The sequence below is a fragment of the Aquimarina megaterium XH134 genome (assembly GCF_000520975.1).
Classification (GTDB): Bacteria; Bacteroidota; Bacteroidia; order Flavobacteriales; family Flavobacteriaceae; genus Aquimarina; species Aquimarina megaterium.
Window position 1 is genome coordinate 1 of the sequence record NZ_JACB01000070.1, and the last position, 26,824, is coordinate 26,824.

21 protein-coding genes are annotated in these 26,824 nt (G+C 32.6%); 12 read left to right on the forward strand and 9 right to left on the reverse strand.

Annotation, left to right across the window (positions count from 1 at the left end):
• The 7 genes from Z053_RS0126420 to Z053_RS0126450 all read right to left on the reverse strand — a co-directional run.
• A partial coding sequence (locus Z053_RS0126420) for a sensor histidine kinase (RefSeq protein WP_025667977.1) occupies window positions 1-1,271 on the reverse strand: 1,271 nt, incomplete at its 3' end.
• Between the two features lie 5 nt (window positions 1,272-1,276).
• Entirely contained in the window at window positions 1,277-2,020 is a 744-nt protein-coding gene (locus Z053_RS0126425) for a LytR/AlgR family response regulator transcription factor (protein ID WP_025667979.1), read from the reverse strand.
• 284 nt (window positions 2,021-2,304) lie between these two features.
• Window positions 2,305-3,291: a cadherin repeat domain-containing protein gene (locus tag Z053_RS0126430; RefSeq protein ID WP_025667981.1), complete on the reverse strand. Its 987-nt coding sequence runs from the start codon at window positions 3,289-3,291 to the stop codon at window positions 2,305-2,307.
• A gap of 265 nt (window positions 3,292-3,556) precedes the next feature.
• Window positions 3,557-4,288 carry a LytR/AlgR family response regulator transcription factor gene (locus Z053_RS0126435; protein WP_025667982.1) on the reverse strand — a complete coding sequence of 244 codons (732 nt, stop codon included), beginning with the start codon at window positions 4,286-4,288 and terminating at the stop codon, window positions 3,557-3,559.
• A gap of 1 nt (window position 4,289) precedes the next feature.
• The gene (locus tag Z053_RS0126440; protein ID WP_025667984.1) at window positions 4,290-5,525 is read right to left on the reverse strand and encodes a sensor histidine kinase; all 1,236 of its coding nucleotides are present in this window, start codon (window positions 5,523-5,525) and stop codon (window positions 4,290-4,292) included.
• A gap of 146 nt (window positions 5,526-5,671) precedes the next feature.
• The gene (locus Z053_RS0126445; protein WP_035096985.1) at window positions 5,672-6,934 is read right to left on the reverse strand and encodes a hypothetical protein; all 1,263 of its coding nucleotides are present in this window, start codon (window positions 6,932-6,934) and stop codon (window positions 5,672-5,674) included.
• Between the two features lie 34 nt (window positions 6,935-6,968).
• Window positions 6,969-7,886, reverse strand: coding sequence for a T9SS type A sorting domain-containing protein (locus tag Z053_RS0126450; protein ID WP_025667986.1), 918 nt, complete (start codon window positions 7,884-7,886; stop codon window positions 6,969-6,971).
• Between the two features lie 214 nt (window positions 7,887-8,100).
• Here Z053_RS0126450 and Z053_RS0126455 point away from each other — a divergent pair, with 214 nt between their 5' ends.
• The 5 genes from Z053_RS0126455 (at window position 8,101) to Z053_RS0126475 (ending at window position 10,879) form a co-directional block, all read left to right on the forward strand.
• On the forward strand, window positions 8,101-8,727 hold the full coding sequence (locus Z053_RS0126455) for a trimeric intracellular cation channel family protein (RefSeq protein ID WP_051476154.1): 627 nt from the start codon (window positions 8,101-8,103) through the stop codon (window positions 8,725-8,727).
• Between the two features lie 55 nt (window positions 8,728-8,782).
• Complete coding sequence (locus Z053_RS0126460; RefSeq protein ID WP_025667988.1) at window positions 8,783-9,253, forward strand: PaaI family thioesterase; 471 nt, start codon at window positions 8,783-8,785, stop codon at window positions 9,251-9,253.
• Window positions 9,254-9,288: 35 nt separating this feature from the next.
• Window positions 9,289-9,948 carry a class I SAM-dependent methyltransferase gene (locus Z053_RS0126465; RefSeq protein ID WP_025667989.1) on the forward strand — a complete coding sequence of 220 codons (660 nt, stop codon included), beginning with the start codon at window positions 9,289-9,291 and terminating at the stop codon, window positions 9,946-9,948.
• 8 nt (window positions 9,949-9,956) lie between these two features.
• Window positions 9,957-10,355 carry a hypothetical protein gene (locus Z053_RS0126470; protein WP_025667990.1) on the forward strand — a complete coding sequence of 133 codons (399 nt, stop codon included), beginning with the start codon at window positions 9,957-9,959 and terminating at the stop codon, window positions 10,353-10,355.
• A 71-nt stretch (window positions 10,356-10,426) separates the two neighbouring features.
• Window positions 10,427-10,879 (forward strand): GNAT family N-acetyltransferase, encoded by a 453-nt coding sequence (locus tag Z053_RS0126475; protein ID WP_025667991.1) that lies wholly within the window; start codon window positions 10,427-10,429, stop codon window positions 10,877-10,879.
• Window positions 10,880-10,959: 80 nt separating this feature from the next.
• On the opposite strand, the gene Z053_RS0126480 is transcribed toward Z053_RS0126475, so the two are convergent.
• Window positions 10,960-16,032, reverse strand: a complete 5,073-nt coding sequence (locus Z053_RS0126480) for a GEVED domain-containing protein (protein WP_025667992.1) — start codon at window positions 16,030-16,032, stop codon at window positions 10,960-10,962.
• Between the two features lie 826 nt (window positions 16,033-16,858).
• Between Z053_RS0126480 and Z053_RS0126485 the strand changes: the two genes are divergently transcribed.
• From Z053_RS0126485 to Z053_RS0126525, 7 genes are all read left to right on the forward strand, one after another.
• Entirely contained in the window at window positions 16,859-17,191 is a 333-nt protein-coding gene (locus tag Z053_RS0126485) for a hypothetical protein (RefSeq protein ID WP_152538403.1), read from the forward strand.
• Between the two features lie 335 nt (window positions 17,192-17,526).
• A complete protein-coding gene (locus Z053_RS0126495; RefSeq protein WP_025667995.1) occupies window positions 17,527-19,860 on the forward strand; it encodes a TonB-dependent receptor domain-containing protein in 2,334 nt (777 codons plus the stop codon).
• A gap of 53 nt (window positions 19,861-19,913) precedes the next feature.
• Window positions 19,914-21,155, forward strand: coding sequence for a PepSY-associated TM helix domain-containing protein (locus Z053_RS0126500; RefSeq protein WP_025667996.1), 1,242 nt, complete (start codon window positions 19,914-19,916; stop codon window positions 21,153-21,155).
• Window positions 21,156-21,347: 192 nt separating this feature from the next.
• Window positions 21,348-21,782, forward strand: coding sequence for a hypothetical protein (locus Z053_RS0126510; RefSeq protein ID WP_025667998.1), 435 nt, complete (start codon window positions 21,348-21,350; stop codon window positions 21,780-21,782).
• Window positions 21,783-21,851: 69 nt separating this feature from the next.
• Entirely contained in the window at window positions 21,852-22,676 is an 825-nt protein-coding gene (locus Z053_RS0126515) for an OmpA family protein (protein ID WP_025667999.1), read from the forward strand.
• A 196-nt stretch (window positions 22,677-22,872) separates the two neighbouring features.
• Entirely contained in the window at window positions 22,873-23,826 is a 954-nt protein-coding gene (locus Z053_RS0126520) for a bifunctional helix-turn-helix transcriptional regulator/GNAT family N-acetyltransferase (protein WP_025668001.1), read from the forward strand.
• 433 nt (window positions 23,827-24,259) lie between these two features.
• Window positions 24,260-24,706 (forward strand): hypothetical protein, encoded by a 447-nt coding sequence (locus Z053_RS0126525; RefSeq protein ID WP_025668003.1) that lies wholly within the window; start codon window positions 24,260-24,262, stop codon window positions 24,704-24,706.
• Between the two features lie 88 nt (window positions 24,707-24,794).
• Here the strand turns inward: Z053_RS0126525 and Z053_RS30565 are convergent.
• The coding region (locus tag Z053_RS30565; RefSeq protein WP_025668004.1) for an Ig-like domain-containing protein at window positions 24,795-26,824 on the reverse strand (2,030 nt) is incomplete at its 5' end.

The window sequence follows — 26,824 nt, forward strand, 5'->3', positions numbered from 1 at the left end:
AAAGGCATTCTGATTTCTACTGTTGTACCTGTAGCTTGTCCGTTATCATATAAATCAAATACCTGATATCCTACCTCTGCACCATATTGCTCTTTTAAGATTTCTAATCGTTGTTGTATGGCTTCTAGCGCAAAGGATTCATGACGACCTCCTTGTCGTTCCTGGATTTTCTTTGCTTCTTTTCTACCTATACCATTATCGGTAACCGTACATAACAAATCCTCTGTAAATGTAAAATCTATGGTAAGTTGTTTTTTACCTTCTTTATGTAAAAGTCCGTGTATTAATGCATTTTCTATAAAAGGTTGTACGATTAGTGAAGGAACCAATAAGCCTTCTGTATTGGTATGTTGGATGGTGTATGTAAAATCATCTTCGAACCTTAATTTCTCTAATTGAAGGTATACTTCTAAAAACTCTAATTCTTTATCAATAGCAATAAAATCTTTATTAGAGTAGTTTAAGGTATTTCTAACTAATTGCGCAAATAAAACAATATAGTCATAGGAAGCATCTGTATTTTGCTGAAGGATTAAATCCTGAATAGAATTAAGCGAATTGAATATGAAATGAGGATTCATTTGGGATTTTAAAGACTTCAATTGTAAAAATGCCAGCTCATTCTTTTTGCTTACTTCTAATTCTGAGTACGCCTTCTCTAACAGTAGCTTTTGCGTTTCTATAATGCTATTCTGTTTCTGTAACTTATCATTATTCTCTTTTAAGGATAGTTCATTTTTTATGTTTAGATTCCTAAAGAGATTCACAATAAAAAATACGCCTATGAACATAAATACAACATTGGTATATCCAAAGTATTTTTCGGGATAAATGGGATATAAATAATTGGGTAGATAAAATAAAGTTATAGAAAGTACAAGCGCGATATAATGAATATACTTTTTATCAAAAAACAATAATGAAAACAAAGGAATTACCATATACTGGTACTCTGCATAAAACCCTCTAAATGTAAAGTTTGCATGTAAGAAAAGAATTAGCATCACTACAGATATAAATGCTAATCTGGATATAAAAAGATGTTCTAATTTTTGCAAGTACAGTATTCCACAAAATATAACAATTTCTACAATCAAAATCATTGCCCTGGATGTTGTCAATTGTTGTATTGCAAAATCAAAACATAAAAAGAACAACGAAGCAAATAAAGAGATTAAAGAACATAAATTAAGAACTTTAGAACGTTTTATCTCTAACGGAGTACTGTTTTCTGTAATTCCGAGGTTAATTAATTGTAGTAGTACATTCATAAAGTTTATCGTATTGTATTCTCAAAAGAACTAAAACGAGTTCTGGAGATTTTGGCGGTTATATTTTGTGCCAATGTTATAGTCAAACTAGATTTATTTATGACTTCAATATACTTTAAATTTATCATCCAGGTTCTGTGAGAGCGAAAAAAAGAGGTGCCTTCGGGAAGTAGGTTTTCAAAGTATTTTAGATTTTTACTTGTGGTCACCGGTTTACTTTCGGTTGTATAAATTTTGCTATATGACCCATCTGCTTCAATTGCAATTATAGTATTAATAGCAATAATACGTCTATTGCCTAATTCGGGAAGTATGATCTGTTTATACTCTTTTTCTTTTATGGTGTTTAGTAAAACCTGGTAATCTTCGATCTTTTTTTGCTTTTCTATTTTGCTTTGCAGTTTTTCTACAGCTTCTATTAATCGTCTTCTATCAATAGGTTTTACCAGATAATCTATAGCCGATAACTCAAAAGCTTTTATAGCATACTCATCAAAAGCGGTTACAAAAATGATATCAAAATTCATTTCTTCAAAGAAATTTGCAATCTCATATCCAGCATAGTTAGGCATTTGTACATCTAAAAAAACAACGTCGGGTTGTAATTCTTTTATCTCTTTTACAGCATCTTCAAGGCAACTGCACTGAGCAAGAATATCTATATTTAAATTACAACGTTTTATCAAATTGGATAAAACGTTTCTTGCTCTTTGCTCATCATCTACCAATATTGCTTTAATTACATTCATGCAACAAAAATAGGCAGTTTAGAATTAGTGCTCATGAAACAGTTTGCGAACGATAGTTTGAGTTTATGAATAGTAAGTATAACTATCATAATTACTCTTTTTTCCTTTCTATTTCATTAGAAAACAGACCATAATATCAAGCCCTCACAACACTTAAACCAAATTTAGTTTAAAATTGCTCGTGAGGGCAGGTAAAATTTAACATTAAACAAGAAGTGATTTAACCATTTAAAGTAACTCCTTAGAGAAGGTATACCAATGGTAAACGAATACTAAAAATGTACTTAAAACACTGCTATGATTTCTGGAACATCGGTTACCATAAGTGATACATTTTTGAATACTGTAGAGTTTCCATCGGTTACACGAACCTGAATGGTATGACTGGTATCTGTCTCATAATCTAAATTTTTTCCTGGTGCCAAACTTAAATCACCATCATTACTAATCTCAAAAAGACCACTTGGATTACCTGACAAACCAAAACTAAGGTTATTACCTTCTGGATCAGTTGCTCTTACTGTTCCTATTAATACTGTATCTGCAATATCTTCTGCTGCTATAAACCCAGGTTGATTAACAAATACCGGAGCTTCATTTACATCGGTTATTTCTATTTGTAGTACAGCTGTAGTGGCTAAGTTCCCGTCTGATACTTCTATATTTAAAGTATAACTGGTTTGAGTTTCATAATCAAGATTCTCACTAGCCTTTAAGCTTATCTCACCAGAGTTTGATATCTCGAAAATATTAGTGTTCTGTGGAGTGGTGCTTGTAATCGAAAATGTAAGATCATCATTATTCGAATCTGTAGCAACAATAGTTCCTAACACTCCAGAAGCATCTTCTGCAAATGAAAAATCCTGATTGGCTACCTCTGGAGCAACATTTTCATCAACATCAGTTACATTAATGGTTATTTTTGCATTGGTTTTAGTATTGCCATCAGTTACCTCTACTGTAATTTCGTGAGATTTTTTGGTTTCAAAATCCAGGTTTTTCCCTGTGATAAGACTTAATGCTCCTGTCTTAGTGATTTCGAACAGGTCATCGTTGTTTACAGTAATACTATAGCTTAATTCATTTTTCTCTGTATCTGTTGCTGTTACTGTACCAATTACTTCTGTATCGGCAATTGACTCTAATACACTAAAAGATTGTGCTTTAATTACAGGGGCTAAATTTACTAATTGATCATCATCTGTATTACAACTAGAAATTAATAGTCCAATTACTAATAAACTCTTTAAAAAAAATATTTTTGTTTTCATGAAATGGGTTTTTAAAATTCATCACAAAACTGAATATTTTGGTAGTTTGAACTAAGAATTTACTTCCGAATGGATCATTTTAATTTCCTAATGAAAAATAGTTGCTACTTTTTCTTCTAAAAAAATAGAAAACCTTTCTTAAATCCATTACAATATTTTTTCTACGTGATTTTAAGAAATGTTGGATAGAGAGCAACTATTTTTATGATTTGGTTGTAGACAAACGAAAAGTAATCAACTTATAATATGTGGCAGCTCTTATGTTTTAAGTATAAAAAATGGCTTCAAAATTATCTTTATAACCTTTACTTACTGGTATTACAAGTTGTGTTTGTAACACAACTTCCTTATTTTTTTTAGAATACGTTTCTATTTTATTACTATTCACTATCCAAGAACGGTGTAATCTTATAAAATCTGTGTCTTTACATAATAGCTCTTCATAATAGCTTAATTTTTTGGCAACCATATACTTTTTATGATCTACGGTATATAAGATGGTATACATTCTATCTGCTTCTATACACAGTATAGTATCTATATCCAAAATAGCATAATCTGATTTATAAGGGATTGCTATTTTTTTTAAGCCTTTCCTGTTTTCTAATAAGGTTTCAATGCGATCATAACCAAACGAGTTGTTATGTACTCGTATTACCTTTTTTATTGCTTTCTTTAAAAGCGAAACATCAATGGGCTTTAACAAATAATCTATTGCTGCTATCTGAAATGCTCTTATGGCATAATGATCATAAGCAGTGACGAAAATAATATGGAAATGAACGTCTTCAAATGCATTCAAAAGTTGAAACCCGTTCTTTTGAGGCATTTCGATATCTAAAAACACCAGTTCTGGCTTGTGTTTATTTATCAATTTTACAGCTTCATCTACATGCGTTGCTTCGGCTACTACATTAATTTCTGAGCAAAAGGAATCTAGTAAATAGCCTAGATTTTCTCTTGCATTTATTTCATCATCAACAATAATAGCATTCATCTTAGTCACTTATTATGGTATAAGGTATTTTTAAAATTACTTTAGTACCTACTTTCACATTTTCGTAGGTAAAACCAATATCTGTCTTGTAGTAATCTTTTAATAATAACAATCTATCTTCAATTGCCTTGGTAGAAAAAGATTGATTTGCTTCATTTACTTTATTTATGGTTTTAGATGCTCTTAACCCTACACCATTGTCGGTAATAATACACTTAAAAATCTCATCTTGCTGAAACTCTAATTCTAATATTTTCTTACCTTCCTGTTTATGTAACAACCCATGTTTTATCGCATTCTCTACAAAAGGTTGAATAATCATAGATGGAATTTTTATATCTCCTATAGTATCTGCCCCCTTAATATGATATTCTAAAGAATCCCTAAACCTGAGACGCTCTAATTCTAAGTACTTTTTTAAAAGAGACAATTCTTCCTCAAAATACACAAAGCTCTTTTCGCTCATATTAAGGTTACCTCGTATTAAAGTGGCAAATTGAGTTAGATAATCATATGCTTCTTGTTTATCTCCCTTAAGTACCAGGTTCTGAATTGAATTCATGGCATTAAACATAAAATGAGGATTCATTTGCGCTTTTAAAGATTTTAGCTGCAAATGCGCTACCTCACTTTTTTTTGTCTCCTCTAGCTGTTTATATGCCCGTGCTAATTTTTCTTCGTTAGCAATATTATGTTTTTTAAAATAATTTACTATTGCATAAATACTGTAAAACAAACAAGTAATAACTACAACTTGTATTCTATTAGGGTGATCTACTGGATAGATATCAAAAAAATAATAAGGGATAAAAAAACAAATAATGCTTAACAATGTGCATATAATCGGAATGGTATTTTTTTGATAAATAGATAAACAAATTCCAGGAATCAAAAGAAAATAATACTCTGTATAGATACCGGGATTAACTTTTAATGCCGATAAATTAATAAAGACAAATAGATATGCAATCCACATGATTTTTGCATAATCAAAAAGATGTTTTTTGTTACATACTAATATGCTTATTAAGGCAATGTAAGAAACGTACGCTGTAAAATGGTCTGATATCGGTTTTTGAACAAAAATTAAATCTCCTACATAAAAAATCATTGACGTGTGTAAACAAATTAAAACATAAATATTTACAAGTCTTGTTCGTTTGTTTTGTATATCAGAGAATGTATCGGCAGTACCAATCGCAATTATTTTTTTATATAGCGCTATAATTTCTTTCATCCATTTTTTTATACTATCAATTATAAAAATAATTTTTCGATATAAATAAAATTGTTTCCGAATAACTGTTTTATGTTTCCAGATTGCCTAATCTGGTAGAGTTAACTCTATTATAAAAACACTATATACTGATAGGATCATGGTTATTACTTCACATAGGTACACTCTAAAACATTCTGTCCTCTAACAATACCTTCTGTAAAAACCTTTTGATACCCGTTACCATTATATTGTTGTGCAAATGTCGCATACTGAAAACTACATTTACCATCCTTACGTTTCATAATAATAACACCCGATATTCGTCTGCCAAGCTGTACACCTGTTAGTGTATTCCTGTAAATACTCCAATCGTTACCTGTAAAATAAGCTTTGATGATTGTTTCTTCCCAACGATATTGGCTTGCCCAGGATTTTGCAGCCAGTGTAGCTTGTTTTTCTAATGCAGAGTTACTAAATCCTTTTACAGGCAAACGTCTATTTTTTATGGCTTCGGCTTCCTTTGCAGCATATGTCTTTTCTGTGTATTCCTTTGCCTTTAATGACCAATCTTCCAGTTTTGCATCTATTTTATCCTGGGTTTCTTTACTCACCAGTAAATTTCGTATTACTTTTTGATCTTTATGAAAATAATTAAAAGTCTCGTATGTACCCCATGTAGATTTTCCTAAATCACTTCCCGAACTATATTTTGCCCAAATAACCGAAAGCAGACTTTCTACAAACATATACTCTCTCCTATTACCTCCAACATCATAAACATCGATTCCCAAAACCTTACTCAACTCTGCCATAAAACTATACCGCTCACTATGCCCATTAGATAATTTTAAAAGTAATTCTTTTCCTTTTTTAATATCTATATTTACCGAATTAAAACTAACTCCGTTATGTAATTCTTTTGCAGCTGGATAGTATAGATTACCCTCACTATCAACAGGTTCTGCACCAACTCCTCCTGTCATAATCTGTTTTGAAAAGTCTATCGCCCAATCTTCTACTTTCTTTTTATTCATACTGGCAATCTTGGCTTTATCTGCACTAAAGAAATTAGCATATAAAAAAGTCTCCCAAATACCTTCTCCTATAGCTACTGCCGGTGTTTTAGGAGCTACAGATACATAACTATTTTCATCATATGGGATCACATATATCCCCGATGTACCATAAATAGTTTTTCCTGAAGCTTTACTTGCGTCTGGATTATAAGTATAAACAGCTGGCATACATTGTTTACAAGAGGCCATAGCTAATAATTTTACACCATTGTTTTCACCAATTTGCAAAATTTGTTGTTTTTTCCCATCTCGTGAGGGTTCTAATAAATAAACCATTTGATCTTGCGCATAGAACTGGTTAAAAAAAGAAAGGTTGAGTATTAAAACTAATATGTGTAAGTAGTTTTTCATGATAGTATGCGATTTAGATAGGTTACGAAGTATATTATTCTTTTATAATCTTTTTTCTTATTGTTTTACTTTTTGTCTCTATCACAAGCCAATATATTCCTCTCTTTATCTCTGAAATATTTAGTTCATTAGTATTCTGTTTCTCTGTTACATTTTCTCCAACGAATGTATACAAAGTGAGTTTCTTTACTATTTCTTCAGATCGAATATTAACAAAGTTATTTGCCGGATTTGGATATACAATGATGTCATTATTTACTCTTTTACCTGATTCTGGCACCTCATCAGAAAGAGGTCCCAAATCTATTTGAGTACTTGCACTTTGCGGACAAACATGACTATAACTAGCCGAAGTATCTTTTTGCCAATGTCCATTTACAGGAGGAGTGAATCCTGGATCAATATTAATACATGCTAATTTTGGATTATTAGTAGCGATTAGATAAAAGTTCGTCACGGGATTATTTCCATTTGCTATATCCAATGCCTTAAGGTCTGGATTACCACGGCAATCTAGAAAACTTAAAGATGGGTATCTGCTTACATCCAAATCGGTTAATTCATTAAAAGAGCAATACAATCCTTCTAAAACAAGGTTGTTTCCCAAATTCATTTTATGTATTTGATTTCCGTCTACCTGAACAACTCTTAGGTATTTATTGTTACTCAAATCTAATTCGGTTATCAAATTATTTCTCATGTAAAAGCCGGTAATATTGGTAAAAAAATGTATTCCGGTTAAATCAACTATGCTGTTTGCCGAACTAACCCAAAGATTACCCGTAAAGTTTTGCGCTTCTGCTACATAAATTTCGCCATCATTGTTTATATCGATTGCAGGAGAATGATTAAGTAAATTATTTTTGAAGTTTGCATCAGGAAAATTAATAATCTGACAGTAACTATGTACAGCCATAAAAAATAAACCTAGTGTAAGTAATTTTTCTTTCATTTCTAAAGTATCTTAAATATATTATTTACTAAAAGTAACAGTTAAGATTTCAGAACAAGGAAAGGATTTGTGAATCGTAATTTGAGTTTGTGAATAGTTTAGATAATTAATTGCTTCTTAAAAACATGTTTCTTTTTTATTATGTAAATAACACAAAACTTTAATATTTTAAAATCAGATAAGTTATATTACATTTAACCTCAAAATCAATGAAATGACAATTTTTAATATCTTAGATATTTTAGGAACCATTGCATTCGTAATATCGGGGTCATTAAGTGCAATGCACCGAAAATTAGATCTCTTTGGGATTTTTATCATTGCATTTGTCACTTCTATTGGTGGAGGTACTATTCGAGATATTCTTATAGGTAATACTCCCGTTTCCTGGATGCAAAATACAACCACGATGTATTTGATAGGCGGAGTAACTATATTTTCTATCATTTTTAGAAATAAGCTCGATTATCTTAAAGGATCCATTTTTTTATTTGACACGATTGGATTGGGAGTTTTTACGATAATAGGGGTCGAAACAGGAATTAATGCAGGGTTAGAACCTATTGTTTCGGTTGCTCTGGGAGCTACAACCGGATGTTTTGGAGGTGTAATACGAGATATTTTATGTAATGAAATACCAGTACTCTTCAGAAAAGAAATATATGCTACAGCTTCTATCGCTGGTGGGGTTTGTTTTATGGTACTATATTCATTTGATTTGGATCAAAATATCACATATATCTCTACTGCCATGTTAATCATTATAATTCGATTACTGGTCGTAAAATATAAAGTATCATTACCATTATTCACCACAGCAAACAAAGATCTTACGAATTGATTTTTCTAGATAATTAGTCTCTTATTAAGCATAATTTTGTTACTTTTCACATAGAATGAAATTCGAGCCTAAATCAGATACGTATAAGAAAAAAGTTAAAGAAAGCTTTGAACGTCAAGAGTTCATGAAGCTAATCAATGCACAACTGATTGATGTTCAACCGGGATATTGCGAGATTCATGTACCTTATCATTCGAGTTTAACACAACAACATGGTTTTTTTCATGCTGGCATCATTAGTACAATTGCCGATAATGCAGCAGGATATGCTGGATTTTCATTGATGGAAGAAAACTCCTCTGTTCTAACAGTAGAGTTTAAGATCAATTTAATGGCACCCGGAGACGGAGAATTGTTAATAGGGAAATCAAGCGTATTAAAAAATGGAAAAACTTTAACGATTTGTAAATCAGAAGTATTTATCATAAAGAATGGTGTAGAAAAACTGTGTGCTGCCGCGCAACTAACATTAATTGAGCTTAAAAATAGTAGTGATCAGAAAAGTAGTAATCCTGATAAGAAATAGATTAAATTGTTATACCTCTTTTTTTTAATCCAAAAATGACAGAAGAACAACTCAAAAACATAGCCCAACAATTACGAAAACCCGAGGGAGATTGGGGAATAGAAATGGGTGAAAAGATGAATGTCGGTAATAAACTTATCAACCTTCACACTATTAATGCATTGGTTCCAAAGGCAAATGATGCAATATTAGAAATCGGTATGGGAAATGGTTTTTTTGTGAAAGACATTTTTACTCTTGAAAATACTGTACAATATAAGGGTTGTGATTATTCTAAAGAAATGGTGAATAAGGCCACTACCCTAAATAAGAAGTTAATAAAAGAAGGAAAAGTTGGTTTTTTCTTAGCCAATGCCGATAAGATTCCTTTTGAAGATGGTGAGTTTAATACTGTTTTCACCATTAATACCATTTATTTTTGGGAAGACCCCCAACGTATTTTAGAAGAAATTAGAAGGGTTTTAAAGCCCAATGGGAAATTGATTATTTCTTTAAGACCAAAATCAAGTATGGCAGCATATCCTTTTGTGAAATATGGATTTGATATGTTTACTAAATCAGAAGTATTTCAATTATTACGCAATAATGACTTTATCGTTACCAATCATATTGAAAAGGAGGAACCGGGACAAGAAATTGATGGAAAAACAATGAAAGTAGAGACCCTCATTGTTTGTGCTCAAAAAAATCAATAGATAGTATAATGAGTATCATTCAATCCATAGAATTATTTACCGCAATAAATCTAGGAATAGTTGGTTTGTCTCATTTTTTACAACCAGGGATGTGGGTAGAATTCTTTCAATTTTTAAGTACTAAAAAACATGTAGGTAATATTTTTAATGCCTTACTTACCTTAGGAGTAGGATCTATCATTTTATCTTTTCACTTTATTTGGTCTTGGCCCAAAATACTAATAACAGTGTATGGTCTTCTTTTGGTTATAAAAGGGCTAATTTATATGCTTATCCCATCTATCGGGATAGCAAGCATTGCTAAAGTTACCATAGAAAAAGGATATAAATTTCGTTGGGTGGGTTTGATTATGTTTATCTTTTCCCTTCTTATTTTATACGGACTAATTATAGAAGGTGCATTTTGACCTCTACTTTTTAAAGTGTATTTAATAAAAAAAGAACAGCTATAATACTTAATAAAATACATTAGTTACTCATGAATTTCAGAAAAGCAACCCAACAAGATGTTCCTTTAATCGTACAAATGATTGCTAATGATGATCTAGGAAAAACCAGAGAAAACTATCAAATTCCTCTTCCAAAAGAATATTTTGAAGCCTTTACAGCTATTAATACAGATCCAAACCAAGAATTGATCGTAGTAGAAAATAATGATTTTGAAATTATTGGCACTTTACAATTATCTTTTATACAATACTTAACGTACCAGGGAGGAATACGAGCTCAAATTGAAGCTGTACGAATTCGAGAAGATCAAAGAGGTAAAGGAATAGGGCAAAAAATGTTTGAGTGGGCCATAGCGCGAGCAAAACAAAAAAGAGCACATGTATTACAACTTACTACAGATAAAAAACGATCCGAATCCATACGGTTTTATGAAAAATTAGGATTTATAGCCTCTCATGAAGGTATGAAACTTCATTTTTAAGTTTAACATCTATATGGTTTATAAAAAAGGCTGTCTGAAAAGACAGCCTTTTATAATAACAAACCTATTTATACTTAAAACTAATATTTAAGGACTTGTAAAGTTTCTGTTTTTGTATCTGTCATTATTTTCACAAAATAACTTCCAGACATTTTGATCTGTTCACCCAGAGTTATTTGTCCAGGGTTTTTTCCATACTTTTTATCAATCAACAATTTTCCTTGTATATCGTAAACTTTTACTACTAAATCCTTTTTATCCAATGTTGATGTATTGATCACAAAATTTTCGGTAAATGGATTAGGAGAAATAGTAATGGTATTACCTAAGCTATAATCATTGCGATTTTTAACTCCCATTACTTTGGTAGTAATCGTCTGATTTGGATTTGTCTGATATGCATAATCCAAAATAGCGTAAGATAAACCATCATTAGCTACAGAGATATGAAACCACCCATAATGTGTGTTACCACTAACCTTAAAAGTAAACCCTACAAAGCCAGATTTTCCTTTCCAATCGGTATAGTCTGAAGAACTTATAATGTAACTATTAGATTCTGCCCTAAAATTACTAGCACTATCAATTCCTATCCCCTCTCCTATTAATGTCACATTTTTACTAGCATCTACACAGACAAGATCTTTATCATAAGTAACCAATCTTACAGAATTGCTAGTATACCAGGCACCATAATCTTTATTATCTCCGGTTTCTATTCTAAAGAACTCCCAGGTATTTGATGAGGTAACGGTTATATCATTAATATCTACATAGACCACTCCTGTATCTGTATTACAAGGCGTACAAGAACCACCGCAATCTATTCCGGTTTCATCCCCATTCTGGATACCATCATTACAAGTAGGTGTAGAACCTGTTCCTATAGAGATCGTATAATCTTCAACTTCGCCATAATCAAAAGAGCCACATGGTGATGGTATTGTATTGTACCTCATTGATACTCGCATTCTGGTATTTCCATTTTTTGCACCATCAGGAATTGTGAAGCTTCCATTTACAGAAGTATCTTTTGATGCCGCTTTGCTCCACACTTGTTCATTAGGATCTTCAAAATCCCCATCTTGATTATAATCAACCCATACGCTATAAGCTTCAGAGTAAACTGTACTGGCCCATTTTGGAGTTATCGTAATCGTATGAGCAATTCCTTTAGACAAAGCTGTTGATACAGAGGTAAAATCATTATACCCTCCACTTCCTGCTGCAGATGTATTATCAATAGTACCTAATTGAACTCGACTAATATATTCTGCAGATGGGTCATTACCATTCGCTGCACAGTAAGTTAAAGTAACACAAGGAGTACATGAACCACCACAATCTACACCAGTTTCATCTCCGTTTTGAATACCATCATTGCAGGTAGGTGTTGTCTGGCAAGGAGTACATGAACCGCCGCAATCTACACCGGTTTCATCACCATTTTGGATACCATCATTACACGTTGGCGTTGTGCTATTTCCAACATACACCGTATAATCTTCTACCTCTCCTAAATACGTATCATTTCCGCAAGGATTTATTTTATCTTTAGATCCATATCCCATTCGCACTCTCATTCGTAATGGAGTTCCCGTTAAGGCGGAAGAAGGTACAGTTACTGTGCCATTATAGGGCCCAGGACCGTAAAGAGAAAATACTTCTTCATCTGTATCTATAAAATCCCCATCCTGGTTCCAATCGATCCAAGCTCCAATTGCATTATATGACCAATGTTCATTTATAGTCTTTATTGTTAATGCAATTTGCTCCCCTTTTTGAACAACTGTAGATAAATTGGTATGATCAGAATAGGGATTATGAGCAGTACTGTTATTGATATCTCCAAAAACTACCTGAGTAATGTGTAACGAGCTATCTTCATTAGATGCGTCACAAAACGTTATAGGTGCTTTTTCAATATTTAATGTTATCGATTTAGAATCTGTTGCACCATCATTATCATATGCTGTAACCGTTAATTCATGTTGCCCTGGAGACAGAAAGTTTAATTTATTAATATGAGTCCATTGATAAGGAGCTACATAATCTGTAGAAATTAATTCTCCGTCTACTTTTAATTCTGCTTTTTCGACTTTCTCGTCATCTTTTATAACAGTCTCTATAGCTATATTTTCTTTTTGAACAAAATTCTGTCCGTTAGAAGGTTTTAACAATGTAATTACCGGTGGAGTATTAACCGGAGCTGGATCATTAGTAACAATTATAGAGTAATCTTCAATTTCTCCAATACTGTTTTGCGTTCCGCAAGGAGTTATATTATCTTCTGCTCCATAACTCATTCTTACTCTCATTCGTGTTGTCCCTAATTTTGCACCAGATGGAGGCGTAATTTGTTTCGTATAAGGCCCCGCAGCATATTTACGAAAAACTTCTTCTCCAGCATCGACAAAATCTCCATCTTGATTCCAATCAATCCATACCCCTAATGCATTATACGTCCAATGTTCATTTTGTACTGTAATATCTAATGTAGTACTTTGATTGGTTCGTATTATTGCTGCCAGCGAGGTATAATCTACATAAGATGTTGTGTATCCTGAAGTATTTTCAAAATCACCTAATTGAATTTTTGTGATATGAACATCGTCTCCTCCTTCTTTATTTGTGGCACTACAATATGTATTTGCACTAGATGGGTATACTTTAATATAATTCTGAATCGTTTTTGTATCGCTGCTTCCTCCTGTTCCTTGTGCTGTTAAGGTAACATTATATTCTCCTGGAGAGTTATATGTTATCTGTGGTGTTTGTTCGTTAGTAGCGCTAGAAGGAGCACCAGAAGGGAAAGACCAGTCAAGACCTGTAATATGGCCTGTAGATTCGTTTACAAAATTTATTTTTCCTCCTGCAATAGTAGTTTTATTTGTAGCCGAAAACCCTGCTACAGGATTATCACTAATATCGGCATCTTTAAGTGGTCCTGTGATTATAAAATCGGCAGAACGGCTACCTGATGAGTTTAAATTTTTAAAATACCCAACAGTATACTTAAAGTTATTTACGAGTTCATTCTCTCTAAGTTTTAATATAGTATTATCAAGTTGTTGAGCAATATCTTTAGGAGCTGCTCCCGATCCTGTTCCTGTTATCTTACCTTCTATTTTAAAACGTCTATAGGATTTTTCGGCATCGATCGAAACCGAAATATTACTGGTATTGGGCAAGTTTCCTATTTCATTTTGAATTGCAGCAGGACTTCCTATACTAATTTGATTATCATCAGACCAACTTGTTGTGGGTTGCCACCCTATAACTTCTTCATTTTTTACCTTATTTAAGAAATTATTATACGAAGTTTCTCCATTATTTCTAAGCTCACTTACAAAATTATCAAATCCAGAGATGTCATTATTTCGGGTATACTCAAAAAAACGTTTTAAATAGTCAAAATTATTAAGGTACCAATTATACCAGGCCGCGTTTCCGTAGGTATAATGATAAAAATTTCCACTATCATAACTCGAATTAAAAACAGTATTAAGAGAAGGCCAACCCGATCCTCTATTGATAATCGCTCTGGTATTTTGCGCTAGCATTTGTACTCCATTAGTATCTGTAGATCCGGCAAAAAAGTCGGCCATACCTTCTTCATACCATACTAATCGACTGTTGTTATAAATCTCTGATGATCCCCAGTTACCTGGCACCAAATATCTTCCTTGCAAATAATGACAATATTCATGTCTAAATAATGATTCTAAAGATAAAGAGCTTTCTACTCCTACAGTTCGATCCCAGGTATAAAAAGTCGCAATCCCCTCTAAGTACATCCCCCCATTATCGGTACGAATACCAAATAACAATGGTGCATAATCATCGTATTGCTGTTTAGAACCAAAAACAATCATGTTAATAGTAGTATTGGTATCTCCTGCAACCGGTTCATCGGTTTGTACTAATCTAAAAAACTGACTTTGCACTTGTTTAGCTGCATGATATAGGTTTTGTATTTTTTCATCACTAAGAGGAGTACGAATGATCATTTTATCATCATCATAAGATACTGTCTTAGGAAACAAATATTCTTCTACTTCTTGTCGTATCGATAATGGATGTTGACAAAGGTTATATGCACTACAATCTCCATATTTATTCAAGGCCATTTTTGCTTTTGCCCAACTGGGAGATAATTTGGGAAAATAATTGGTTATAGCTGCCAGGTGTCCTTGTATATCTCCAATAAGTTTATCTGATTCTGCTAATATGGCCAATGCACCTGTTGCATTTTGCCATAAATATTGAAAATCTCCTCCTTTATTAATTAATGCACTATTTACTGCTGCCTTTCCTAACAGGTCAATAGATTGTTTGTCACTAACCAATCCGTTTACGAAATCATCGGTTACTGTATTATAAAAAGCATTGTAAACTGCATTAGTTGCTTTTGTATATGCTTTTTGTATATCAGGATCAGTAATAGATGTCCAGGTTTCATTAACTGCAAAATCTCGTAGCACTCTCTCAAAAAGATTGATAGAAGCTGCTTTATGACGTGATTTTAAATCGCCTGCAACGATTAGTATTTCCTGTAATACATCCATAGCATATACATTATGATTAAGAAGTGATGAGTTACTTCCCAAACCAGCGATTGCCTCATGTATTGCGCTATAAGTGTCTGGAGTTAAATCAATTGATGTTTGATTAAAATCCAGATAAATAGCAATATGTAAATAAATTGTTAATCCAAACATACCCGTGCTATTGGTACCATTATAAGAGGATGCCAAACCTCTTACTTCATTAGCAACAGCTTTTACTTTGGCATTAGAAAAAATACTAGTCGAATAAGAGCTATAGTTAAATAGATCCCTATAACAATCATAATCATGAGTTTGCCTCATAGCACTAATTAATGCAGAAGTAGATAAACTTCCCCATTCTGCATTGGTACTATATTGGCAAGCAGCCTTTCTAGCGATTTCAAAAGTATTGTCTTTGGCTTTAGCATTCGGAATAGGGCCATCATCTTCATGAGAAACTCTCGAGCAATGATCAGATGAATGATTTGATGACTTGGGTATAGGTTTGTGATGTTGAGCAAATGATAATTGGATTATCATTATAAGGCCAAAAAGCAGCCACATTGTTTTTTTCTCAAATAGAGAGCACTGTAAAGATTTCATAAGATTTGTGTAAAAATATCCCTCGATCTTTTATATAGGTTTATCGATTAGGATAAATAAGTTAAGTTTTAAATAAATAAGTATTTCTCAAGAGTAAAGGATATTCTTTATACTCGAAAATAGGTAATAAGCCCTTTATGATATTGTCTATATATAATACAACACCATAAATCAGTAATCGTTTAACATCTATATGAACGAATATATTATTTACGATCACCAGATGTTTCTTTGCCTTTTAATTGTATGTAAAAATCAAAGCAAGTGTCTTTTAAAAATAAACCGAATCCAAACAATTATGCTGGGCCAGTATCTTCATAAATACGCTGAAGTGTAGAAATAATTTTGTTCTTGTGTTCAGGGAAAATTGAACGTAGTTGGTTGTTTTTCATTGTTTTAAAGTTTGTGTTTCTTAGTTGATATAAAATTAGTTGATTTAAAAAATGAATATCAATAGTATATTATCCAAAACTGATCTAATATTAACCTTAATTTAATCGTTTATCTTTTTTGATGGTATAAATAGTATTTCATAAATCAAATAAGCTTATAATCAGTAGAAGTACGATCAAAGAAAAATGTCTATCTCAAAAGCTTAAAACAGCTTCTAAAAAAATAATAAAATACCATTAAGGTGGTCCATACAGATGTTATATGATTTCCATAAAATTTTAAAGGTCAACGAATAGGCTTTTTAACAACAGCTTATTTGTTTTTTAGAATAAAAGAACAATCCAAATTTGTATTTTTGCTCGAAATTTTATGCATACTGATGAGAATTCTATTCTCCATATTATTATTTTTTTCTTTTGCCATACGCCCTGCTATGGAAATCAGTACCGTACTCTACTACCAACTTAATATCGACACTATTGTAGAAAAATATTGTGTGAATAAAGAACGCCCTCGTCTTAATTGTAATGGTAAATGTTATTTAATGAGTCAAATGAAGGCAAAAACACAACCTTCAAAAGAAAATTCTGATACTACCATTATAACAGAAGCTTTTATTCCTCTATTTTTTCAGGAAAACATAATACAAATAAAAAACACAAATCTGTTTGTTTCAGAACATACTCAGAATTGGAAATTAAAAGACTGCCGTTTAAAAACTATTTCTAAAGATATTGATCACCCTCCTGAATATACCTTTTCTTAATTACACTCCATATTTTGAATTTAATTTTTGGATAGATCATTAGTTCTTATTCAAACATTACTATTACAAAAAATTCAACATTTTTTAATATTAAAAAGGCGGTACTTTCTGTTATCAGTACTAAGATTTTTAGTTGAATAAATACATAGTAAAATTCAAAAATCATCAATCTATATACCTCGACAAAGAAAAAATTAGATTCTTTGTTTTGTTCTGTATGAAAAGGTTTTTGAGTTCAGGCTATTTATTTTCGGCTTACTACGCTTAAAAGCGTGGTGTTTTTAATGGTACCCTAATAATTAGGAAAGAATCGTCATTGCAACTCATTATATACAATGAAAAACATATTAGTTTATGCAGTTGCCCTATGTTTAGGGGTATACGGCTATACACAACAATCATATAAAGGAAAAATAGTAGACTATACTAACAATCCATTATCAGGGGCAACTATTATTGAATCTAATAGTACCACTAATGGAGTAATGAGTGACTCGGAAGGAGTTTTTAAAATTACATTAGAAAACTCTACAGAAGTCACTATTAGTTTTCTGGGATATATCCCCAAAAAAGTAAATTTAACAAATGCTTTTAATACCATTAGATTAGCAGAAGATAATGTAGCCTTAGAAGAAGTTTTGGTAACCTCTGCCAGTAGAGAAATTCAAAAACGTTCTGAAGTACCGGGGTCTATTGCTTCAATACATACGCAGGCAATTGCCGAAACCAAAGCCTTTGGTATTGACCAATTGGTAAATCAGGTACCTGGAGTATTTATGTCTACTTCGCGATCAGCAAGTAATGAACAACATTTTATGGCTGTTCGTACTCCTATTTCTACAAAAGCGTTGTTCTTATATCTGGAAGACGGTATGCAAATTCGACCTACTTCGGTATTTAATCATAACGCATTATTAGAGATGAACAATACCTCTTTTGGTCGAGTTGAAGTATTAAAAGGTCCGGCTTCAAGTATCTATGGTAGCGAAGCTATCGGAGGTAGTTTTAATTTTATTACCAAAAACCCAACAGAAAAACTTAATGGTGGTATTGGTTTTCAAATTAATGACTTAGGGCTAACTCGATATGAGTTTGAAGTTTCTGATCAAACCAGTGAAAACTTCGGATTTTATTTGGGTAGCCACCATGTAAAACGAGAAGATGGCCCCATAGAACATAGTGATTATGAAAAGTTAGCTGTTACTTTTAAAACAGTATATGATATTACCGAAACTGCGAGATGGACAACTGTTTTTGATCTTGTAGATTATCGATCTGACATGTCTGGTTCTCTAAGTGAAACTGATTACAATGAAGGAAATTATGAAAGTGATCAAACGTTTACCGAAAGAGAAGCAATTACATTTAGAGTTAGAACTACACTAGACAAATTTTGGAACGATACCAATAAAACTTCATTCAATTTTATGGTTAGAAATAATCGAATGGATCAAATTCCGTCCTATAGAATACGTCAATTTAGAAATCAGGGGCAATTAACAGGATTAGGTTCGGGAGAAGTAAACTCTAATCGGTTTAAAAGCTTTGTAGGATTAATTCAGCATAAGTTAGATTTCAATTTTGCCAATTCTTCATTAATCATTGGTACTACTGCAGATTACTCACCACAAGATTATGTAGCAGAGACCATACAAGTCGTTGTGGATCCCGAAACAGGAAGAAATCTGGAGTATGCTGTTAATTCCAGAGATTTTATTCTTAATTATAAAGCTAATATATTTAATTATGCTGGCTTTTTTCAATATGAAATATCACCTGTAGAAGCTTTAAAAGTAACCGCAGCACTGCGGTATGACGGTTTTGAATACGATTATGACAATCAAGTCGAAACCGTAGGCGTAGATGATGCTGTCGATAATTTTAATAATCTAACTCCAAAGTTAGGTGTCAATTATAATTTTAATACAAAAACCGGGATGTATGCAAACTATTCACAAGGGTTTGCACCTCCTCAGGTTTCTACATTGTATCGCAATCGAAATGAATTACTAGGTATAAAACCAAGTCGTTATCATAATTACGAACTTGGAGGTTATTTTGCTATTCCTTCAAAATTAAAATTAGATGCTGCTATTTATCTTCTCGAAGGGCAAAACACCTTAATTACCTTAAGAGATCAGGATGATAATTTTTTTAGCACCAATGCTGGTAAAACTCGATCATATGGTATTGAGTATGGCATAACCTGGATTCCTATAGAAGGATTATCGATAACCCATAATGGTAGTTATGCACAGCATCGTTATGTAGAGTTTTTTGATAGAGGAATTGACTATTCTGATACCGACAGAGAAACAGCTCCCAATCTATTAGGGACTTCTTTAATTACTTATCGTAAGAATTACGAAAATAATTTTGGATTTAGTATAACGGCAGAACACGAATTGGTAGGTAAATACAATACCAGTTTTAAAAATCAGATAGAAAATGAAGATGGCACTTTTGATACAGCAACCTATGATGGACATTCTGTTTTTAACCTAAGAGCTACCATTCATTATAAAGGTTTTGAAGTATGGGGTCATGCACTTAATGTTTTTGATGAGTTGTATGCCGCCAGAGCCTCTTTTAATAGATTTAGAGGAGAAAACAGTTTTACGATTGGAAACCCAAGAGCTTTTCATCTTGGAGTGAAATATACCTTCTAATAACCAGTCCTCGCAGGTTTTAAAAACCTGCGAGGATTAAATTTAGTTAAGAAATGAAAAAAAATCAAAAATTAAATCAATGGCTTTGGAAATGGCACTTCATTGCTGGATTAATATCTCTTCCGTTTATCATTGTACTTTCTATAACCGGGGGGATATATTTATTTAAAGCAGATTATGAAGCTTCGAAACATAAAGACATTAAAGAAGTCGTTGTACAAGGGGCCCCTATTTCTCTTCAAAAACAGTGGGAAATCGCAAACAAAAATGCTATAAAGAAACCCAATACAATGGTTCTAACTTCTACTGCTAACCAGGCCACTGAATTTATATCAGGGCGTTTTGGTGGTAAAAGCAGTTTATATGTAAATCCATATTCGGGAGATGTTTCTGGAGAAATCATCACCAGAGATACTAACATGTTTAAAATTAGAAAACTGCACGGTGAATTGCTAGCAGGTAAATTTGGAACCAAAATCGTTGAACTTATTGCTAGTTGGATGGTGGTTCTAATACTCACCGGATTATATGTTTGGTGGCCCGACCGTGGTCGCAAAATAAAAGGTGTTTTTATTCCCAGAACAAACGAGGGGAAAAGAACATTTTATAGAGATATGCATGCAATTACAGGATTTTGGATTTCTGGGTTATTACTCCTTATTCTCGCCGGTGGTTTTCCCTGGACAGATGTAGTTGGTGAAAATTTTAAAAATCTTCAGAAAATAACCAATACAGGCTACCCCACTACATGGAAAGGACATCAATTACAATCAAAAGATAAAGGAGATGCTTTAACATTAGATCAGATGGTAGCAAAGGCAAAAGGTCTTCAACTCCCAGGAACAGTACTCGTTCATTTTCCAAAAGGCCCTAAAAGTGTTTTTAGCGTGTCTAATGTAAACCCGTCAAACCTAAATACTCAAAAAAAGATTCACTTTGATCAATATTCTGGCAGGCAAATTCTATCTAATAATTGGGATGATGTTGGGGTTTTGATGCGTGGTCGAATGTGGGTTATGGCATTTCATCAAGGAGAGTTTGGAGCCTGGAGCTGGTGGTTGATGTTACTAACTGCGATAGCATTAACTATAATGAGCATCTCGGCACTGGTTTCTTATATAATACGAAAACGTAAAGGAAATTGGGGAGTCCCAAAAGTACCTGTAACCTTCAAAATCGGGTATGGAATCATCATACTGATAGGAATCTTAGCCATCGTATTTCCTTTATTCGGAACAAGTCTTCTCTTGATCATTAGTACAGAATATCTAAGAAATAAAATAAAAAAGTCTTAATCTAATGTATATGTTAGCTTTCATTCTAATTACAGCAATTTCATTTTGCCTCCTTTTTATTATTATGCAAATGCATAAAATGAATAAAATCGGACAGCAATACAAAGCAGCTAAACTTCATAAGAAAAAGGAAAAATAATATCTTTGAAACGTTTAGGCTATCTAAAAAATAAAAACTTAAAAATTACAATTATGAAATCATCATTTTTATACACAACTTCACTACTCCTATTAGTATTTATATCCTGTAATCAACTTTCTAAAGAAGAACAAGAATTTGATACTCTCATGCAAAAAGTAATTGATGTACATGACGAAGTTATGCCAAAAATGGGAGAAATGAGCAGTCTTATTAAAGAATTAGAAACTAAAATAGATACCACTGATCAAGGGAAATCGTATGCAAAAGCACAACAAGATGTAAAAGATGCTTATGACTTTATGATGACCTGGATGAGCGATTTTAGTGATAAATTCCCTCATGAAGAAGAAGGCAGTGCAACAGATCCAGAAAAGGTATCTTCACAAATAAAACTGCTTAAGGAAGAAGAAATTAAAGTGAATTCTTTAAAGGATCAAATCAATTCTAGTATTAAAAATGCTAAGCAACTATTAGAAAAGTCATAACGACCAGTTGCCATGTTATTTATAAAAATGTTTTACTTTAGCAATTGCAACAAATCATATTAAAGATCGATGAAAAAAATTATTTTATTTGTTTGTGTATTGTTTATTTCGACTTTGTCTATTCATGCACAGAAAAAAAAGGACCTTCTTGAAGAGATAGATAAACTAAGAAAGGAATTAAAAACTACCGAAGCCGAGTTAAATGATTCTCGTAAAAAGGAAAAAGCTACATTAACTCAGGTAAAAACGATGGAAGCGCAAGTAAAGGATTTAAAAGAAACTAATGCTTCTCTTTTGACCAACATGAGTAGTTTTACAGAGTTATCTAATCAGAAAGCTAAAAACTTAGAAACTTCTCTTAAAAGTCTTCAGGAAAAAGATAAACAAATTAAGACCATAAACGATGCAATTGGAAAAACTGATTCTACCAAACTAGCCACGTTAACGGTTTTAAAAAATGCACTTGGTAGTGATGCTAATATTGCCGTACAAAACGGAGCTGTGTTAATCACTCTGGCTAATACGCTATTGTTTGGTGAGGATGATAATAATTGTGTTATTGAAGATAAAGCAAAAGGTATCTTAGGAAAGATAGCAAATGCCTTAAACGCAAAACCTGATTTAAAAATCATTGTCGAAGGAAATAGCAATGCTATTAATTTTAAAGACAAAAGTATTAGCGATAATTGGGATCTTAGTACAAAGCAAGCTGCATCGGTAGTAAGAGCGTTACAAAATGATTTTAAAGTAGACCCTAAAAGAATGGATGTTCTGGGAAAAAGTGAATATGGTTCGCAAAGTATAGAAACTGCTACCAGAATCATAATTGATCCAAAATTTGATAAGTTCTATGGTCTTGTTAAAGAGAATATGAAAAACGGATCTAAAAAGTAAAATACTTCTATTTTATATAAAAGACCCGATCCTTGTGATCGGGTTTTTTAGTACAAAAACTTTAAAAAATATAGGGTTTCAAACTGTTTTTTTAGTGTTTTACCCCATCCTACTATCTTCAGGGAAATGAATTTATTTTGAAAAAAGAAAGTAAATCGTTATATTTACGTAACTGATTACGTAATTAATTATGCAAATGAATTTTTTTGATAATATTGGTATTATAGCCATTGGCACCAGGCTTAGAATGTTAAGTGAGAAAATGACAGAAGATGCTACAAAAATTTATGAAATGTATAATGTAGATTTAAAACCAAAATGGTTTCCTGTGTTTTATGTTTTGTCTCAGAATGGTGAAAAATCTATTACCGCTATAGCTAATGAGATTGGCCACTCTCACCCCTCTGTAAGTAAAATTGTTCGTGAGATGGTTAAAGAACAAATTTTATGTGAAAAAAAAGACAAAAATGACGGGAGAAAGAATAATATCGCATTAGCTCCTAAAGGCAGGCAGATCGCAAATCATATTAAAGATCAATATACCGATGTACAAAAAGCTGTAGAAGTTACATTAAATCAGAGTAGACACAATATGTGGCATGCTATCGAAGAATTTGAATTTCTTTTGAATCAAAAATCAATGTTTCATCGCGTTAAAGAGGAAAAGAAACTTAGAGAAATAAAAAAAGTTGAGATCGTTCCTTATGAGTCTAAATATAAAATTCCATTCAAAAACCTTAATGAAGAATGGATTACTACCTTTTTTAAGATGGAAGAAGCCGATCGTAAAGCTCTGGATAACCCAAAAGAGTACATTTTAGACAAAGGAGGTGAAATAGTAGTCGCATTATATGAGGAAAAACCTGTTGGTGTATGTGCCTTGATAAAAATGGATGACCCTCACTACGATTTTGAACTTGCCAAAATGGCTGTTTCCCCACAAGCAAAAGGTAAAGGTATAGGTTGGTTATTAGGAAAAGCTATAATTAAAAAAGCACAATCGTTAAATGCGCAAAAAATATATTTAGAAAGTAATACCGTATTAGAACCTGCAATTAACCTGTATCATAAACTAGGGTTTAATAAAGTAGCGGGGCACTCAACTCCATACGAGCGATGTAATATCCAAATGGAATTGATATTGGACTAAAATATGGCTATAATCTCGGCGTTAGGCAGGAGTTGAATCTAAAATCCTTTCATAATGGATTTGTTTACTTGTTTTACCTCAGCTCCTCCACGCCGAATCATAGCCTATATTCCTTTAGAATATTTAATTCTGGTCTTAAAAATAATAATTTGAATCCGTATTCCTACTCAGAAATTAAAGATTTGAATACTCCTGATACATAATACAGGTAAAAAAACAACAACCGAAGAACTATTATTTTCGAAAAAAAAGTATCAATTTTTCTTAGAAATCGATGTATTTCATAAATATCGAAATAAATAAAACCAACTACCTCTACACATATAGAATACTTAAAATCAATATTTTAACAATACCACAAAAGCGAATCAAGTTCTTTTATCTCGTCTTTTTTTCGTAACTTAATAAGATACTCACTTTAAACCTCTCAATCATGAAAACCTTAGTACTGATTCTATTAGGGGTGTGCTTTTTTTCTACTGTTACACGGCAGAATAAAACTACCGATATTGAGCCTTATAACCTTGAAGGTGTTTGGGAACTTAAACATCAATTTCTTTATGAAGATAACCAAATAAGCGATACTATATTAAATCAAAATGGATATCGCCAGGTTAAAATGTATAGCAAAGAAAAAGTGATGTGGACTCGCTTTGATCCAAAAGACAATAACGAATGGTTTGGTTATGGCACCTACTCAATTAAAGATGGTGTGCTCGAAGAACGCTTAGAATATGCTTCGGGACCAATGATGAAAATTGTAGATACCATTCAAGTTTTTAGATTTGAACTAATGATGGATTCTAACTCTTATCAACAAATTAATATAGATAAAAATGGGCAATATACACTTGCCGAAAACTACAGTAGAGTTGAGTAAATCCTTTTTAAGAAAATTAAGTCAAAAACAATGGAGTCCAGATATCTGGACTCCATTTTAAGTAATACACTTAGAAAATTAAAATAAATTACTCTCTAATTATTTTACCTGTTGTCTTGTTTTTGGAAACTGAAATCGTATAAAAATACATTCCCGATTCTAGTTCACCGATATCAAAACTCTTAACACTTTCTCCTCTTTGAAGTCTGTCGTTTTCAAAACTATAAACTTCAATTCCATTAGTATTAAATATCTGGAACCTGAAATAATCAGAACCTGATTTAGAAATAGCACTATCTAAGGCAATGTTAATTACATTTCCAGAAATAGGATTAGGAAATATTTTCCCTATACTATTTTGTGTATTAGCAGCTCTGGCACCTAATCCATCTAAATATGCTCTATGACTTGAAGAGAAGGTAGAGTTATTTACCAAATCCCAATTTATAGACCAGGTCATTAAACCTCTAAAGCTAGGATATGTAGAATTAGTAGTATATGTTCTTCCAGGATAAGAAGTTCCTTTAATCAAATAATCAAGGGCTTGTTGTACAACTGCTTCAGAAGTATATCCGCTTCCTGCTGCTTGAGTAGTAGCAGGCAATCCAACAGCAACCTGATCTGCTCTAAGACCAGGGAACGTAAGTCCTGTTTGAGCAACTGGGAAACCAGTAATTAACATTTCTGCCATAGCAACATGAAAATCTGCAGTAGCTGGTTGATATATTTTTCCATCTCTACCAAACATAGAACCTGTATTATAGTGCTGAACATGAATATAATCCATTTCATTACGCAATGCATGAATTACAGGCAAATATGCTCCAAAAATTCCAGAATAATTTCCATAAGCTCCTTGTACATACGCTGTTTCCGGAGCCATACTTAATATAAATCTATTTGCACCTATATTGGTTCTAATAGCTTTTGTAGCATCAATAAGATTTTTGATCTTTGCTGTAGTTGGATTCCTGAAATCAGAATCTCCGCTATCCAGTGAAAGAGAGCTTCCTTCTAAATCTATATCCAACCCATTGAAGCCATATGTATTGATAATATTGGTCATAGAACTTATAAATAAATTCTTTTCAGCTTCACTATTCAATTCTACTCTTGCATTAGCGCCTCCGATAGAAATTAGTACCTTTTGTCCTCTACTCTTTACAGTAGCAACATCATCTATAAAAGCCTGAGTATTTCCATTATAAATACTATACGGACTAAATTGCATATCGGCTGTACTTCCTGCTTTAGGTTCTGCAAATGCAACACAAATCACATCCCAATCTCTGGATACTTCGCTCAGTCTTGGAGTAGTAGAGCCATTGTCAAAATTATGCCAGTACCCAACCAATATTTTTCCTGGTAAATTATTATTTCCTCCTCCTGTACTACTTCTAATTACAACTGGATCAGAAGTGGTTTGATTATTCTCATTATCGGTTGCTACTGCAGTTAAAGAATAACTACCAGATTGTGCGTTAGTAATTGTATAAGAATACGGATTAGTAGTATCTTCTCCTAGTTTTGTAGTACCATTAAAGAACTCTACTTTAGTAACGGTTCCATCATCGGTTGCAGTTGCATTAACAACAACAGAACTACCAGCAGTATATGTTGCTCCATTTGAAGGAGATGTGATATTTACTACAGGAGCACCTCCTGTTCCTCCTCCACAATCACCTGTCTTTGACCAAGCATCTTGCCAATGAGCTCCAGTACCTGGTGCATATGCCCATGCTGCTGCAGAAGAACACCACCCAGGAATATTACATGTAAATTTCTCTCCTTCGTTTTGTACTTCCTGATCTTTACTATATGAAGTTCCTGCAACATATTGTGGTAATCCATCGCAATTACCATTTCCTACTGTAGTCACCGAAATTGATATCGCAGAAGAAGTTGAAGTAGCTCCACCATTATCAGTAGCTTTAGCTGTCAACGTATAATTTCCTGCAGATGCATTAGAAATTGTATATGCATAAGGACTACTAGTATCTTCTCCCAGTTTTGTGGCTCCATTAAAGAACTCTACTTTAGTAATAGTTCCATCACTATCAGAAGCATTTGCTGTAACAGAAATTGAAGTCCCTTCATTAAAAGAGTCATTATTATTGG